12 protein-coding genes and 1 pseudogene are annotated in these 15,521 nt (G+C 67.9%); 9 read left to right on the top strand and 4 right to left on the bottom strand.

The annotated features are described in order from the left end of the window. Window positions 1–11: 11 nt before the first annotated feature. From E5Z01_RS16095 to E5Z01_RS16085, 3 genes are read right to left on the bottom strand one after another with little or no spacing between them, the layout of a single operon-like run. On the bottom strand, window positions 12–497 hold the full coding sequence (locus tag E5Z01_RS16095; protein ID WP_240738507.1) for a Na(+)/H(+) antiporter subunit B: 486 nt from the start codon (window positions 495–497) through the stop codon (window positions 12–14). Then, window positions 481–2,877, bottom strand: coding sequence for a hydrogen gas-evolving membrane-bound hydrogenase subunit E (gene mbhE / locus E5Z01_RS16090; protein ID WP_240738506.1), 2,397 nt, complete (start codon window positions 2,875–2,877; stop codon window positions 481–483). The genes E5Z01_RS16095 and mbhE overlap by 17 nt, the downstream gene beginning before the upstream one ends. Window positions 2,878–2,911: 34 nt before the next feature. Beyond that, complete coding sequence (locus E5Z01_RS16085) at window positions 2,912–3,502, bottom strand: PadR family transcriptional regulator (RefSeq protein ID WP_135230291.1); 591 nt, start codon at window positions 3,500–3,502, stop codon at window positions 2,912–2,914. A 91-nt stretch (window positions 3,503–3,593) separates the two neighbouring features. On the opposite strand from E5Z01_RS16085, the gene E5Z01_RS16080 reads away from it, so the two are divergent. The 9 genes from E5Z01_RS16080 to E5Z01_RS16040 all read left to right on the top strand — a co-directional run bounded on the left by E5Z01_RS16080 (window position 3,594) and on the right by E5Z01_RS16040 (window position 14,955). Continuing rightward, window positions 3,594–4,601, top strand: coding sequence for an alpha/beta fold hydrolase (locus E5Z01_RS16080; RefSeq protein WP_135230290.1), 1,008 nt, complete (start codon window positions 3,594–3,596; stop codon window positions 4,599–4,601). 75 nt (window positions 4,602–4,676) lie between these two features. After that, entirely contained in the window at window positions 4,677–5,777 is a 1,101-nt protein-coding gene (locus E5Z01_RS16075) for an Atu2307/SP_0267 family LLM class monooxygenase (RefSeq protein ID WP_135230289.1), read from the top strand. Window positions 5,778–5,938: 161 nt separating this feature from the next. Beyond that, window positions 5,939–6,178, top strand: coding sequence for a hypothetical protein (locus E5Z01_RS16070; protein WP_135230288.1), 240 nt, complete (start codon window positions 5,939–5,941; stop codon window positions 6,176–6,178). A 63-nt stretch (window positions 6,179–6,241) separates the two neighbouring features. Beyond that, the gene (locus E5Z01_RS16065) at window positions 6,242–6,949 is read left to right on the top strand and encodes an alpha/beta fold hydrolase (protein ID WP_135230287.1); all 708 of its coding nucleotides are present in this window, start codon (window positions 6,242–6,244) and stop codon (window positions 6,947–6,949) included. Window positions 6,950–7,015: 66 nt separating this feature from the next. Next, window positions 7,016–7,651 carry a TetR/AcrR family transcriptional regulator gene (locus tag E5Z01_RS16060; RefSeq protein ID WP_135230286.1) on the top strand — a complete coding sequence of 212 codons (636 nt, stop codon included), beginning with the start codon at window positions 7,016–7,018 and terminating at the stop codon, window positions 7,649–7,651. A 134-nt stretch (window positions 7,652–7,785) separates the two neighbouring features. After that, window positions 7,786–9,270, top strand: coding sequence for a TolC family protein (locus E5Z01_RS16055; RefSeq protein WP_240738505.1), 1,485 nt, complete (start codon window positions 7,786–7,788; stop codon window positions 9,268–9,270). After that, window positions 9,267–10,310: a TolC family protein gene (locus tag E5Z01_RS16050; protein WP_135230285.1), complete on the top strand. Its 1,044-nt coding sequence runs from the start codon at window positions 9,267–9,269 to the stop codon at window positions 10,308–10,310. Before E5Z01_RS16055 ends, E5Z01_RS16050 begins: the two co-directional genes overlap by 4 nt. Further along, window positions 10,310–11,551 carry an efflux RND transporter periplasmic adaptor subunit gene (locus E5Z01_RS16045; protein ID WP_135230284.1) on the top strand — a complete coding sequence of 414 codons (1,242 nt, stop codon included), beginning with the start codon at window positions 10,310–10,312 and terminating at the stop codon, window positions 11,549–11,551. Before E5Z01_RS16050 ends, E5Z01_RS16045 begins: the two co-directional genes overlap by 1 nt. Further along, complete coding sequence (locus E5Z01_RS16040) at window positions 11,548–14,955, top strand: efflux RND transporter permease subunit (RefSeq protein WP_135230283.1); 3,408 nt, start codon at window positions 11,548–11,550, stop codon at window positions 14,953–14,955. Before E5Z01_RS16045 ends, E5Z01_RS16040 begins: the two co-directional genes overlap by 4 nt. 475 nt (window positions 14,956–15,430) lie before the next feature. Here the strand turns inward: E5Z01_RS16040 and E5Z01_RS20395 are convergent. Next, window positions 15,431–15,521, bottom strand: a pseudogene (locus tag E5Z01_RS20395) (integrase core domain-containing protein); the annotation flags it as partial.

The following is a 15,521-nucleotide window of genomic DNA, read 5'->3' as shown; positions in this document are numbered from 1 at the left end:
CGGAGTCCGTCTCATCTGTCCTCCTGCACGCGCTCTTGCGGGTTCACGTCCATCAGGGCGTAGGCGATGCCCAGCCCGGCGCCGATGACGACCAGGTACACCCCGATGTCGAAGATCATGGCGGTGGCCCACTCGAATTCTCCGGTGAGGGGGGTGGTGAGGTAGCCGTAGTCGGTTTTCAGGTACGGTTTGCCCAGCAGGTACGGCACCAGGCCCGTGGCGAAAGAAAGGGCGACGCCGATGGGAATGAGGGTGATGGGGTTGACGCGCCGCAGGGCGTCCGTGCCGGTGGACATGCGGTGCAGAATCAGCGCGCAGGCGGTCATCAGGCCGGCGATAAACCCGCCGCCGGGAGCGTTGTGGCCGCGCCACAGCAGCAGCAGCGCAAACAGCATGATCAGGGCGAAGGCGGCGCGGCTGACGGTGCGCAGCACCGGGTCGCCGCTGAGGGGCGGCGCGGGCGTGGGGCGGGGTTGGACTTTAGTTTTGCGTTTCACGGCTGACCTCCACGCGCCTGTCCGGGTTGACCCTCTCCTGGTTGATCTTGTCCGGGTCGATTCGGGGATTCGGGGGGGTGGTCGTGGGGCCTTTCTTGCCCAGTTTCACCAGGCTGACGACCGCGAGGGCGACCATCCCGACCACCAGCCCTTCACCGAGCGTGTCGAAGCCCCGGAAATCCACCAGCAGGACGTTCACGGCGTTCTGCCCACCGCCGCCCTTGTAGCTGTTCACGAGGTAATAAGGCGAGATGGGCGGCGCGAGGAACCGCAGGCTGCTGAGGGTCAGCAGGGTGGCACCCGCACCTGCCGCGAGGGCCAGTCCAGCATCGAGCAGCAGGCGCCCACGGGTGCGCGGCAGATCGCGCACGCCCGGAAGGTAACGGAAGGCCAGCAGGAACAGAATGACCGTGACGGCCTCGACCAGCAGTTGCGTGAGCGCCAGATCCGGGGCGCGGAAGGCCAGGAACGCGGCGGCACTGCCGAAACCCGTCAGGCCCATCACGATCACGGCGGTCAGCCGGTTGCGCGAGAGCAGCACACCCAGCGCTCCGGCAATGAGCAGCACCCCGATGGGCAGCAGGCTGAGCGGCAGCACGCCGATCGAGTGGAACACCTGCGGCGAACGCCACACGGCGTACCCCCCCATCACCCCGGCGGCCAGCAGCATCACGCGCAGCTGATCCGGCAGCGCCAGCCCCTGCGAGTGCGCGACGACCCGGCTGGCCGCCGCCCGCAACCCGTCGCTGAGGCGGTAGTAGACGGTGTTGGCGTTCCAGGTGGGCGTCACCGCGCTCTGGAAACGGGCGAACGTCGCGGCGCGCCACACCACCACGGCGCCCGCCAGCCACGTCAGCACCGAGAGCAGCAGCGCGGTGTTGACACCGTGCCACAGGGCCAGATGTTCCTTGTACTCGCCAAAATTCAGGGAGTTCGAGGCGGTGCGCGTCAACCACTCGGCCGAGCCGGGCACCAGGCCGAACAGCAGGGCCGCGCCCACCAGCAGCGCGGGCGGCAGGTACAGGCCCGGTCCAGCTTCATGGATGTGTTCCCTGACGTGCTGCTGCCGGAACGCTTCCATTTCCGGGGTCAGGGTTCTGCGGTGCTCGAAGAAAATGCTGAGCAGCCGCGCGCAGTAGGCAAAGGTCAGGATGCTGCCCAGCACCGCCACCGTGATAAACGCCGGGCCGTGGTGCAGCATCGCCTCGTAAAACAGTTCCTTGCTGATGAACCCGCCCAGCGGCGGCAGGCCCGCCATGCTCAGCGTGGCGAGCAGGGCCAGCACGAACGTGACCGGCAGATGCCGGCGCAGGTTTTGCAGGAAAGGAATTTCGCGCGTTCCGGTCTCGTGGTCGATGATGCCCACCACGAAAAACAGCGCCGCCTTGAAAGCCGCGTGGTTCAGCAGGTGCGTGGTGGCCGCGAAGCGCCCCTCGTCGCTGGCCAGGCCGTACAGGCTCATCAGCAGGCCCAGCTGCGACACGGTGGAGTACGCCAGCAGGGCCTTGAGGTCCGTTTGCCGCAGGGCCAGCCACGACCCCCACGCCAGCGTTGCCAGGCCCAGTGGCACCAGAAGGCCGCTCCACAGCGCCGACGCGCCGAAAATCAGGCCAAATTTGGCGACCAGCAGCACACCGGCTTTGACCATCGTGGCCGAGTGCAGGAAAGCCGAGATGGGTGTGGGCGCTTCCATGGCGGTGGGCAGCCACAGGTGAAAGGGAAGCTGCGCGGATTTCGTGGCCGCGGCCAGCAGCGTGCACAGCAGCGCGGGCAGGAACAGGGGAGAGGCCCGCACCGCCTCCAGATCAAGCTGGGAAAGGGTGGTGGTTCCGCCCGCGATGCCCAGCATGGCGACGGCAGCCAGCAAGCCCAGCCCGCCGAGCGCACTGATCAAAAAAGCTTTCACCGCGCCGTCGCGCGCCGCGCCGCGGGTGTGCCACAGGCCAATCAGCAGGAAACTGGTGACGCTGGTCATCTCCCAGAACATGAACAGCGCGGGCAGGTTGTCCGACAGCACCAGGCCCAGCATCGACCCCCCGAAGGCCAGCAGGTAGGGGTAGAAGCGCCCGAACTTTTCCGAGGCGGACAGGTAGGAGACCGAGTACCAGGTGGCCAGCGTGCCGATCAATCCGATCAGCACGGCGAACAGCAGCGAGAACCCGTCCCCACGGAAACGCAGGTGCAGGTCGATTTCGGCCACCCACGGCGTGAGTTCGCTGGCGGGCGCGGCGGCCGGCATGTTCAGCAGCGGCAGGGCCAGCAGCAGCGCGGGAACGAAGCCCAGCGCGGCGAGAAAACCCGTCCGGCGGCCCAGGATGCGGGCGGCCAGGGCACAGACCAGGGCGATCAGGAAGGGAAAGAGAACCGCGAGCGTCAGCATCGTCGGCCCGGATCAGAGGTGCGGGTCGTTTTCTTCACGGTGTGGCAGGCTCCGTTTCTTCTGTCTGCGCGCGCAGTTCCTGCAGGGTGGCGTTCAGCCAGTCCCGGTCGGCGCGGGTGAGGTGGTGGATGCGGCGCATGGCGAGGCCCACGCCCGGTGTGCAGGGCAGGCGGAACGAGTCGTAGAGGTTCACGCGGGCTTCGAGTTTGTCCAGCCTCTCCTGAAGGCTGGCGAGCAGGTCTTCGCGGTTCAGGTTCTCGCTGAACATCACCGGGACGTTGCCGGTCAGGATCAGGGCTTCTTCCTGGCGCAGTTGTGTGAGCAGCATGGCCCCGAAGCGTTCCCGGCCCGCGTCCGTCAGGTGGTACACCTTGCGGCTGGGCCGGTGGCCGTGCTGCTCGATGCGGCTTTCCACCAGGCCGTGGTGTTCCAGGCGCTCCAGCAACTGGTACGCGGTGGCTTTTTTCAGGGCGATGACGTTTTGCAGGTTGTGCTCGATGAAGTCGTTGATCTCGTAGCCGTGCCTGTCCTGCGCGGTCAGCAGGCCCAGCAGCAGCAGGGTGCGCTCGTCGTCGGGCAGGGGGGGAAGGCCGTGGGCGACCTCGCTCAATGGTTGGTGAGGCATACCACTCATTTTAGACTAGTCAGGACTGACTATGCTGTGAATTGAACGTTACGGCCCCTCTTCTGCGCCCCCTGTTCAAGCGAGGTTCCCCATGAAGCTGAAAAAAATCGTCCTCGGCACCCTTGTTCTGACCGCTGCTGCGCTTCTCCTGAACGCCTGCGCCCCGGCGGCCCAGTTCCCAGCAGCACAGTCCTCAGCGGCGCAGTCTCAGGGTGGCCCACTTGACGGCCAGAGTGCGCTGCGCCCCGCCGTGAACGGGGAACGCCGCTCCCTGACCCTTCCCGGCTTCGGCCAGGTGAACTATTACGCCAGCCCGTCCGGCACCGGCCGCCCGCTCGTCCTGACGCACTCCATCAACGCGGCGGGCAGCGCCTACGAGATGAAACCCCTCTGGGACGCTTATGTCGGCACGCGCCCGGTGTACGCGCTGGAGTGGCCCGGCTTCGGCCGCAGTGACCGCCCCGACGTGACCTACACCCCGGAACTGATGACCCGCGCCCTGACGGCGCTGGTGGCCGAACTGAACACCGACGTGGACGTGGTGAGCCTGTCGCTCGGCAGTGAATTTGCCGCCCGCGCCGCCCTGAGCGAGCCGCGCATCAAAACACTGGCCCTCATCAGCCCCAGTGGAATGGGAGAAGCCCGCGGCGGTACCCAGCGGGCCAGCGACGCCGACCGCGGCGTGCGGCTGTACACCACCCTCAACAGCTTCGGCAACACGCTGTACGCCACGCTGCGTACCCGCCCCAGCATCGAGTACTTCCTGAGCCGCAGCTTCCGTGGCCCGGTGGATCAGGGGCTCATCGACTACGCCATCGACACCACCCGCCAGCCCGGCGCGAAGTACGCGCCCCTGTATTTCGTCAGCGGACGCCTGTTCACCCCAGACGCTTACGGCGACCTGTACCGCCCACTGTCCACGCCGACCCTGGTGCTGTACGACCGTGACGGCTTTGTGAGCTTCAGTCGCCTGCCGCTGTTCGCCCAGCAGCCCAACGCCAGGGTGGTGCGTATCCCGGACACCGACGGGCTGCCGCACTTCGAGAAGCCGGCTGAAGTGAAAGCCGCGCTCGACGCCTTCTGGGCCGCCACCAGATAAGCCGCCATCAGATAAACGGCTGGGCAGCATTCCGTTAGATATCAAACCAATTGAAGATGGGCGCATACTGGGCGCATGACCTTGCCTTCCACCCCTCACTTTGAAGTCGGCCTTCACGGCTTCGTGGACTACGCGCCGCAGCGCACCGACGGCACATCCATCAGCCCGCAGCAGCGCATTCGGGAACTGCTGGAAGAAATCGAACTGGCCGACCAGGTGGGCCTCGACGTGTACGCCGTCGGGGAGCACCACCGCCCCGACTACCTGGCGTCTTCGCCGGCCACCCTGCTGGCTGCCGCCGCCGCCAGGACGAAGAACATTCGCCTGTCCAGCGCAGTCACGGTGCTGGGCACCGAAGACCCGGTGCGGGTGTTTCAGCAGTTCGCCACCATTGACCTGATCTCGGATGGCCGCGCCGAGATCATGGCCGGGCGCGGTTCCTTCGCCGAGTCCTTTCCGCTGTTCATGGGCGAACGGCCCTTCGACTACGACACGCTGTTCAGCGAGAAACTGGACTTGCTGCTGAAACTGCGCCAGGAAACTCACGTCACCTGGCGCGGCCAGTACCGTTCGCCGCTGGGTGGCGAGGGCATCTACCCGCGCCCGGTGCAGCCGCAGCTGCCGGTGTGGCTGGCGGTGGGGGGTACGCCCGCTTCCGCCGTGCGGGCGGGGGAACTGGGCCTGCCGATGGCACTGGCGATCATCGGTGGAATGCCGGAGCGCTTCGCGGGGTTCGCGCAGCTGTACCGCGAGGCCGCCGCCCGCGCCGGCAAACTGGCGCAGACGGCCCTGGGCATCAACCCGCACGGCTTCATCGCCCAGACCTCACAGCAGGCCACCGACAGCTACTGGCCGGCGCACGCCAGCGTCATGAACCGCCTGGGCCGCGAGCGCGGCTGGCCGCCCACCCAGCGGGCCGAATTCGAGGCGGGCGCGGGCCTGCGCGGCGCGTACTTCGTGGGTGACCCGTCGCAGGTAATCGAAAAAATTCTCTTTCAGCACGATATTTTTCAGCATCAGCGCTTCCTGATGCAAAGCGTCGGGGTGCTGCCGCACGCGCAGGTTATGAAATCCATCGAATTGCTCGGCACCGAGGTGGCCCCGGTGGTGCGCGCCGAAATCGCCCGCCGCGAGGCCAGCGGGCGCGGCCTTCAGCCGCCCGCCACCTCCGACTGAGCGGCGGCGGCCAGGGCTACGCGCCACCCATCACTTTTTTCATCTGTGGGACGGCTTCTTCACACTTGCGGCCCGTACAGTTGTGGGACGGCTTCTTCACACTTGCGGCCCGTACAGTTGTGGGACGGCTTCTTCACACTTGCGGCCCGTACAGTCTCGCCATGTCTCCTCCGCCCGCGCTGGCCGACTCCTACCGGGGCCGCAAAATCGTCATTCATGAGCAGCCCCCCACCTTCTCCGCCTCCAGCGATTCGCTCTTCATCGGTCAGGTCAGCGGCCTGGACGACGTGTTCGAGGGCACCAACCGCTACCAGCTGCTCTCGCTGATTCGCGCTCACCTCGACGAACTCGACGGCGTGGGTGAAACTGACCTCCCGGTGCAAAGGGACACTCAGGCCTGAAGCTCCTCCATTATTCCCCAATACAACGCGGTTTTCTGCCCCTCATGGTCTAGCGTGTGGGGCATGTCTTCTGCCAGACCGCGCACCGTGCTCCTCGTTCACGCCTACCCGCTGTCGGCCCACATGTGGGACGGCCAGGAAGCGGCCCTGACGGGGGCCGGGTTGACGGTGATCGCCCCGCACCTGCCTGGCTTCGGCGGGCGCCCAGGCGAGATGACCAGCCTGGCCGACGCCGCGCGTGAACTGCTGGAACTGCTGCCGGACGAACCGGTGTCGCTGGTGGGCCTGAGCATGGGCGGGTACGTGGCGCTGGAATTGCTGGCGCAGGCGCCGCAGCGCTTCGGGCGGGTGGTGCTGGCCGACACCTCCGCCGCGCCCGACGACGAGGACAAACAGCGACACCGCCAGGCGCAGGCCCAGCGCGTGATGCTGGAGGGCCGCAAGTTCATCATCGAGGCTGCCCAAAAAGAACATTCGCCGCAGACCTTCAAGACCATTCTGCCGCTGATGGAGGCCGCCAGCCGCGAGGGCATCGCCGCCGCCCTGAAGGCCATCGCCGGGCGGGCCGATCGGCGCCCGACCCTGCCCGACCTGAAGGTGCCGCTGCTGGTGCTGGTGGGCGACCAGGACGAGATCACGCCGCTGTCCGAGGCGCAGGAACTGGCCCGACTGGGGCGGGCTGAATTGAAGGTGATCGGGAGAGCGGGGCACCTCAGCAACCTCGACCAGCCGCAGGCGTTCAATGAGGCGCTGCTGGACTTTCTGACATGAAGGTCTGACGGCCTGCCGCTGCTGCCCTTGACAAGGGCGGCGTAGTTAGTAAGGATAGACTCACTAATGGCCCGTCCCCGCACCATCCAGGATTCCGTCTTGCTGACCGCCGCCCGTGAAGTCTTTGTGGAACAGGGTTTTTCTGCCACCACCGCCAGCATCGCCGTGCGGGCCGGCGTTTCGGAAGGCACGCTGTTCAAACGCTTCTCGACCAAGGAAGACCTGTTCGCCGCTGCGCTGGGCCTCAGCGATTACGGGGCGTGGCGTGACGGTTTGCTGGCTTCGGTGGGGCAGGACGAGGTGCAGCGCAACCTGGAACGCGCCGCGATGGCCATGCTGGCCGAGGCGCAGGAGCGCATTCAGAACCTGGTGGCGGTGTTCTCGCGCGGCATCGACCCCAGCCACAACCCCATGATGCAGAAACTCAGCGACCCCAGCCTGGGCGACGAACAGGCGTTTGCCGCCTACCTCGGCGGCGAAATGGAGGCCGGGCGGGTGCGCCCCGTGGACGTTCAGGTCACGGCGGTACTGCTGGTGGGGGCGCTGGGCACATTCATCCACCGCGAGTGCCTGCCGCACTCACGGTCGGCCGGCAGTTCACCACCCGCGCCGCCACCCGGCCCATCGTTCAGCCAACCATTAGAGCGGGGCCGCTTCGTGCGCGGCGTGCTGGACGTGTTGTGGCCTGGCCTGAAACCCTAGCGGGTTTCGGCGCGTACGTCTTATGGCGGACGCCGCCCCAGAGCCGCTCGCTTACCCTGCCCGTGCTCCAGCTGTTCGTGAGTTGAGACTTACTAATCTCTGTTTCCCCTTTCTGCTCTGCCCAAGGAAAAACGATGATCTTCTCTTCACCCTTCCGCAAAACCCTGCTGCTGTGCGCCCTGCTCTGTCTTGGAGGCGCTCAGGCCCAGGACACGACCGCCGCCCCGCCGCTCCCTCCCGCCGCCGTGGCTGCTCCGGCCGTGACCCTGCCCGACCTGCTGACCTGGCTGCGCGCCGCGCCCGGCTGGCAGGCCGCCGATTACGCCTACCGCGCTTCCGAACTGCAACTTCAGGCCGCCCGCATCCGCGCCGGGCTTTCGGTGTCGGCGGGGGGCACGCTGGCCGCCGCAAAAATTCCCTGGGACAGCGGCGAGTGGGTGAACAGCAGCAGCGTGAACGTCACCGTCAGCGCCAGCGTGCTGCCCTGGTCGCCCGCCCGTGAGGCCCTGCGCAGCGCCGAGCGCAGCCACCAGGCCGCCGCCACCGAACTGCGCCGCACGCGGGCCGACCTGACCGTGCAGTTGGTCAGGGCCTACGCCGGGGCGGGGCAGGCCGCCGCCGCGTTGAGCCTGGCCCGCGCGCAGCGCGAGCTGGCCGGTCAGGTCTTTGCGGCCGCGCAGGCGCAACGCAGCGCCGGGGTCATTCCCACCGAGGCGCTGCTGGAGCGCCAGACCGCCCTTCAGAACGCCGAGGCGGGCCAGGCCCAGGCCGAACGCGGCGTGACCCTGGCCGTCAACCAGCTGCGTCGCCTGCTCAACCGCGACGTAACGTTGCCCAATACACCCACCACCTCCGCCCCCCTGACTTTCCGCGTGAGCGACCTGAACGAGGCGGGCCTGATCGCCCGCGCCCTGAACACCCGCCCCGAGGTGGCCCGCGCCGCCGTCAGTGTGCAGGATGCCCAGGCCAGCCTGCGGGCCGCCGAGCTGGACGCGAGGTTGCCCGACCTGAACGCCAGTGGGCAGTTCGGCGAGATCGGCAGCAGCGACAGCGCCTCCGGCAAGCGGGTCAGCGGCAGTTTCAATCTGAAAACCGGCGTGGCCAGCGCCCAGGCCACCTTTCCCCTCAGCGACACCAGCAAACTCCCGACTGGCGCGGTGCTGAGCCTCAGCGCCACCCTGCCGCTGCTGGGACGCACGCAGGGCAACACCCTGGAACAGGCCCGGCTGGGTCTGCAACAGGCCAGTCTGGCGCTGGAGAACGCCCGCCAGAGCGTGACGCTGGATGTGCGCACGCACCTGAGCGAGTACCTCGACGAGCAGGGCGCTCAGGTGGCCCTGCAAACCGGCGTGACCCGCGCCCAGACGGTGCTGGAGGCCACCCGCGCCCGCCAGGGGGCCGGCACCGCCACGCCGCTGGATGTCCGGCAGGCTGAACTGGGCCTCGCCCAGGCACAAAATGCCCTTCAGGCCGCGCAGGATCGCCTGGCTGTCGCCGCCCTGACCCTGATGCAGGCCAGCGGCGACCTCGACCCCTGGCTGCTCGCCGCCCTTCCCGCCCTTTCGCCCACCCCTGTTTCGCCTGTTCCTGTTTCCCCTGCCCCCGGAGGCCGCCCATGAACCGCCACGCCCTGACCTTGACCTTCCTCGCCAGCCTGACCTTCGCGGGCACAGCCTCGGCCCAGACTTCGCTGACCCTGCCCGCCGCCGTATCGCGTGCCCTGAGCAGCAACGCCGACGTGGTGTCGGCCCGCGCTACACTGCAAAAAGCACAGGCGAACCTGCGGGCGGTGCGCGCCGACCCCAGCAGCATCATCACGACCAGCACCCAGGCCGAGCAGGACGTGGGCGCCCAGGCCGCCACGCTGGACGGCACCAAGCTGAAGACCATGCAGGCGGTGGTGAGCGCTTACCTCAGCGCCTACGAGACCGGGCAGCGCGTTGCCCTGAACGCCGCGCAGGTGGCGCTGGACGAACGCAACCTGGCGATTGCCCGCGCCCGGCTGGCCGCCCGGGTCGCCACCCAACTCGACGTGAACCGCGCCCAGACCAGCCTGAACGCCAACCGCCAGGAACTGGCCGACGCCCGCGCCCAGTTGCCGGTGCAGGAGGCGCAGCTGGCCCGCCTGCTGGGCCTGAACGCCGGCACCGACCTGAAACTGGGTGCCCCGCCCGCCGCGCCGAAACTGAGTACCACCCTGGCCGCCTTGCAGGCCGGGCTGGACAAACGCCTGCCCGCGCTGGTGCAGGCCGCCAACGGGGTGGCTTTTGCCCGCCTTCAGGTCAGCATTGCCGACAACGACTACACGCCCGTGCGCACGCTGGAGGACGCCCGCACCGCCCTGGCGAACGCGGGGCGCGGCCTGGAGGACGCCGCGCGGGCCAGCGGCACCGGCGTGCGCGACGCCTACCGCGCGGTGCAGTCGGCCCAGGAGGGCCTGAACGTGGCCCGCGAACAGGCCCAGAATGCCCAGGCCAGCCTGACCCTGGCGCGCGCGCGCCTGAAGGCCGGCACCGCCGCCCCCGTGGAAGTGCAGCAGGCCGAGGTGCAGGCCCAGCAGGCCGCGCTGGCAGTGCAGCAGGCGCAAGGCGGCGTGTGGCAGGCGCTGGCCGCCCTGAGCGTGGCGTCGGGCCTGGACGTGACCGGACTGGTGCAGTAATGAACACCACCCGGGTTCTCCGAACGATGAGCCTGCTCAGCCTGACGCTGCTGGTGGCCTGTAAACCCCCCGGCGAGGCGAAGAAGACCAACGACCTCGACGCGCCGCCGCAGAAGACCACCGCCCTGAGCGTCCAGACCAGCGAAGTGAAGGCGGGCAAGTTGACCGTCAGCCGCAGCGTCAGCGCCACCGTGACCGCCGGGCGCGACAGCCGCGTGGCGACGAATGCGGGCGGCACCGTGCAGCAGGTACTGGTGCAGGAAGGTCAGACCGTGCGCGCCGGGCAGGCTGTATTGCAACTCGACAGCACCCAGCAGCGCCAGGCCCTGGAAAGTGCCCAGGTCGGCCTGAAACAGGCCCAGATCAGTCTGGAGCAGGCCCGCAGCACCACCACGCAGTCCGGCGCTTCTCTGGGGGCCGCGGTGCGCTCGGCCGAGGCCGCGCTGGCCCAGGCGCAGGCGACCGCGCAGAGCACCGAGAACCTGTACGGCCTGGGCGGCGTCAGCCAGGCCGACCTGCAGGCTGCCCGCTCGGGGCTGGCCCAGGCGCAAAGTGCCCTGGCCCAGGCGCGCCAGAACCTCGCGCAGAACGGGCAGAGCGCCCAGAACAGCATTCCGTTGCAGCAGACGCAGGTGCAGTCCGCGCAGGTGGCCTTGCGCCAGGCGCAGGAGAACCTGAACCGCACCACCGTGCGCGCCCCTTTTGGCGGCACCGTGGCGGACCTGCTGGTGCAGGAAGGCGAGTTCGCCGCGCAGGGCAGCGCCGTGTTCCGGCTGGTGGACACCGGCAGCCTGCGCGTGAAATTCAGCGTGCCCGCCGCCGACGCCGTGGCCCTGCCGGAGGGCACCGCCTTCAATGTCGGCTACGGTGGGAAAAACTACGTGGGCCGCGTGGTGGACAGCAGCGGCATTGCCGGCACGGATCGCCTGGTACCCATCACCGCCCGGCTGGACGGCAACGTGAATCTGCCTGTCGGGGCAATCGCCCAGGCCCGCTACCGCGCCACCCTGGGGCAGGGCGTGCTGGTGCCCGGCAGCGCCGTGCAGGCCAGCGGGGCCGGCAACGCGGTGTTCACCGTGGAAGGGGGGCGCGCCCGCCGCCAGGACGTCAGCGTCATTGCCGAATCGGGCGGGCAGGTGGCCGTCAGTAACCTGGCGGCCGGAACGCGCGTCATCGCCCCCATTCCCGGCAGTTTGCAGGACGGCGCCAAGGTCTCCGTCGCCACAGGAAGCGCGCCATGAGCACGCACGACCCCACCGAATTCACGCTGCCGCGCGGCACGCTGCCGGACGGTACACCGGAACCGGCCGTTCACCCGCTCGTTCACTTCAGCGTGCGCAATTACGTGTTCTCCATCGGCATTTTTGTGATGGCGGTGCTGGTGGGCCTGGCCAGCACCTTCCGGCTGGGCGTGGAACTGCTGCCGAATTTCGAGGTGCCGGTGCTGGCGGTCAGCACCGCTTACCCCGGCGCCAACCCGGACCAGGTCGACCGTGAGGTGAGCCGCAAGATCGAGGACGCGGTGAGCACGCTGGCCGGCGTGGTGGACATCAACACCACCAGCGTCAGCAACCAGTCGGCGGTGGTCATTACCTTCAACGACAACGTGGACATCGACTCGGCGGCCAACAGCGTGTCGCAGGCGGTGGCGGCCATCCGGGCCACGCTGCCGGACGCCACCGAGGCGCCGGTGGTGCAGAAATTCGACCCGAACGCCCAGCCCATCCTGACGCTGGCCCTGCTGGGCGGCAGCGCCCAGGAAAGCGACGTGACTACCTTCGCCGAGGACACCCTGCTGCCGCGCCTGGAGCGCGTGGACGGCGTGGCCGACGTGAGCATCACCGGCGGCCCCGAGCGGCAGGTGCAGGTGCTGCTCGACCCCACGCGGCTGCAATCCTTCAACCTGGCCCCGACCCAGGTCTCGCAGGCCATAGGCGCCTCGGCCCTCGACCTGCCGGCCGGAACGGTCACGCAGGGCCGTGAAATCACCTCGTATTCCACCCGCAACACGCCGCGCAGCGCCGCCGACGTGGGGCGTATCGTGGTGAATTCCTCCAGTGGGCTGCGCGTGCAGGACGTGGCCACGGTACGCGACACCAGCGCCGAGGCCAGCAGTTTCGCGCGCGTGAACGGGCAGAGCGCCGTGCTGCTCTCCGTGCGGAAGGCCAGCGGCAGCAACTCGGTGGCCGTGACCGACAACGTGCGGGCCGCCATGGAAGCGCAGGCGCTGCCCGCCGGGTACAAACTCACGCTGGCGAACGACACCACGCTGGAAACCCGCGCCACCGTGAAGGACACCTTCAAGGAATTCCTGATCGCCATTGCTGCCGTGGGTATCATCTGCCTGCTGTTCCTGGGAAGGCTGAACACCGTGTTCGCGGTGATCCTGGCCATTCCCATCAGCATCAGCGCCGCGCCGCTGCTGTTCGGCACGCTGGGCTTCACCTTCAACATCATCAGCCTGCTGGCGATCATCGTGGCGATCGGGATCGTGGTGGACGACTCCATCGTGGTGGCCGAGAACGTCCAGCGCTACCGCGACCTGGGCTACAGCCCCATGCGCAGCGTGCTGCTGGGCGGTTCTGAAGTGTTCAGCGCCGTGACCGCCGCGAGTTTCGCGCTGCTGGCGGTGCTGCTGCCGCTCAGCTTCATGCCGGGCATCATCGGGCAGTTCTTCGCGCAGTTCGGCCTGGGCATTGCCGCCGCCATCGTCATGAGCTGGCTGGAAAGCCTGCTGTTCCTGACCGTGCGCATGGCCTACACGAAGGAGGCGGCCCGCGTCACCTGGAAGGAATTGCCGGGGATTCTCCGTCAATTTCCGCAATTCTTCCGCGAGTCGCTCCTGGGGGTCAAGCGTCCCACTGGCTTCTTCTGGCTGGCGGTGGCCGGCGCCGTGACCTTCTTCGCGGCCCAGGCGCTGGGAACGCCCGTCGCGGCCCTTCTCTCCATTCTCCTGGCCCCGCTGGTGCTGTCCGTGCTGCGCTACGTGGTCACGCTGCTGTACGCGCTGCTGGAAGCGGTCACCGACACCCTGCACGGCCTCACGCTGGCCGGTGTGAACCGCACCGCCCGCGCCTACGCCCGCAGCCTGGGGGGTGCCCTGAACCGTCCCTGGCTGGTGCTGCTGGTGGCCGGAGCCTTCCTGCTCAGTGCGCCGCTGGCTATGCAGGGCCTGGGCTTCGCCTTCGTGCCCAAGACCGACAGCGGCCTGATCAACGTGTCCGTGACCCTGCCCGCCGGCAGCAGCCTCAGCGCCACCAACGCCCTGACCAGCCGCATCGAGGACAGGCTGCTGGCCCACAGGGAAGTCAAGCTGGTGCAGACCAGCGTCGGTTCGGGCGGGCAGCTCAGCGCCAGTGGCAGCAACGTCGCCACCCTGGACGTGACCCTGACGCCCAAGGGAGAACGCGCCCACACCGATGACCTCAGCGCCCGTTTCCTGAAGGAACTGGAACCGCTGGCGGCTGGCATTCCCGGCACCACCATCACCGCCGCATCCTTCCAGGGCGGCCCCGGTGGCAGCGCCGACATCAGCCTGGCCCTGACTGCCCCCAACCAGGCGACCCTGGTAGAGGCCAACCGCAAGCTGACCACGCTGCTGGCGGGTGACCCCAAGCTGAAATCGGTGGACAGCAGCCTCTCCGAAACGCGCCAGGAACGCACCTTCATTCCGGACTCCACGCGCCTGGCCGGCACTGGCCTGACCACCAGCGACGTGGCCCAGGCGCTGCGGGCCTACAACGACGGGGCGACTGCCGGCACGGTGCGCGACGGTGATCGCAGCGTGGATATCGTGGTGCGCCTCGACCCGGCCCTGATTCAGGACAGCCAGAGCCTGCTCTCGCAGACGGTGTATGCGCCCGCGCTGCAGGCCAACCTGCCGCTCTCACAACTCGGCCGTTTCCAGACCGCCGACGCGCCCGCCACCCTCAGCCGCTACAACAAGGCCTACACCACCACCCTGGACCTCAACGTGGTGCCCGGCGCAGCCAACCCTTTCGCCTACCAGCAGGAGATCATCACCCGCGCCGAGAAGGCCGGCATCACCGGCAACGGCATTACGCTGGGCAACGCCAGCGCCTTCGGCAGCAGCGGGCTGACCGGCGACCTGATCTTCTACGGCCCCATTCTGATGCTGGCCGCTATTCTCCTGACCTACCTGGTACTGGGCAGCCAGTTCAACTCGTTCCGCTACCCCCTCTACCTGCTGCTGCCGGTGCCGCTCGCCATCGTGGGGGCCATCTGGACGCTGAAGCTGTTCGGCGTGAACCTGGACGTGATCACGGTGCTGGGCATGGTCATTTTGCTGGGGCTGTCCACCAAGAACTCGATCCTGTACCTGGAATTCGTGACCGAACGCGCCCGCAGCCTGCCGCTGCGCGAAGCCCTGCTGGAGGCCGCCGAACTGCGTTTCCGGCCCATCCTGATGACCACCCTCACGGTGCTGGTCATTTCCATTCCGCTGGTGCTGGGTCAGGGCGAGGGCGCGGAGTTCCGGCGCGGCCTGGGCATCGTGATTCTGGGCGGCGTCATCACCAGCACCTTGCTCACCTTCTTCGTGGTACCCACCGTGTTCTGGCTGGCCGAGCGGCGCAACATCAAACCCCAGCCCTTCCCCGCCTCCACCGCTCTGCCCGCCGACTGAACGGCCTTTAAAAGCAAAGAGCCTCCCACTCGCGGGGAGGCTTTCTCATTGGCCGGGATGTGCCAGTTGGAAGCACGTTGCGGATGAGGGAAGAAAGGCGGCAACGGGGTGATCTCAGGGGAATGAAGGTGCCCTTGCCTTGAGGAAGTTCAGTGGATTGAAGTCGCCCGCATACGGCAGTGGCCACGGGCCGAAGATGAAGGCAGTAAGAGAACACAGAAAAAAGAGAGTGGGAGCGCGACTGGCCTGGCGTCTTCCGTTAAGGGCACCGGTTTCGCCAAAAAGCTCCGGGAAGGGTTTCTTCCCACGTCGCGCAGTCAACCTGGGCTGGCCCCAAAAGTTGGACGATTTCGAGTAGAGACTCGGCTCAGGTCAAGGGTACAACATTGGCTTTCTCTTCCTGCCCAGGGAACGGTCTGACGGCCACATTTGCGGTGGAGTTTCCGCAAAGGGGGTCGGCAGGCCGCCCCCTGGCCTGCTGGGCAAACTCGTCCGGGGTCAGATAAGCCAGAGACGAATGCGGCCTGGCGCTGTTGTAAAACCTTCGCCAATCCTCCAGCAGCACC

Origin of the sequence: Deinococcus fonticola, from assembly GCF_004634215.1 — a bacterium.
GTDB lineage: Bacteria > Deinococcota > Deinococci > Deinococcales > Deinococcaceae > Deinococcus > Deinococcus fonticola.
The sequence above is the reverse complement of the archived record's forward strand: the minus strand, read 5'-3'. Positions and strand labels throughout refer to the sequence as shown.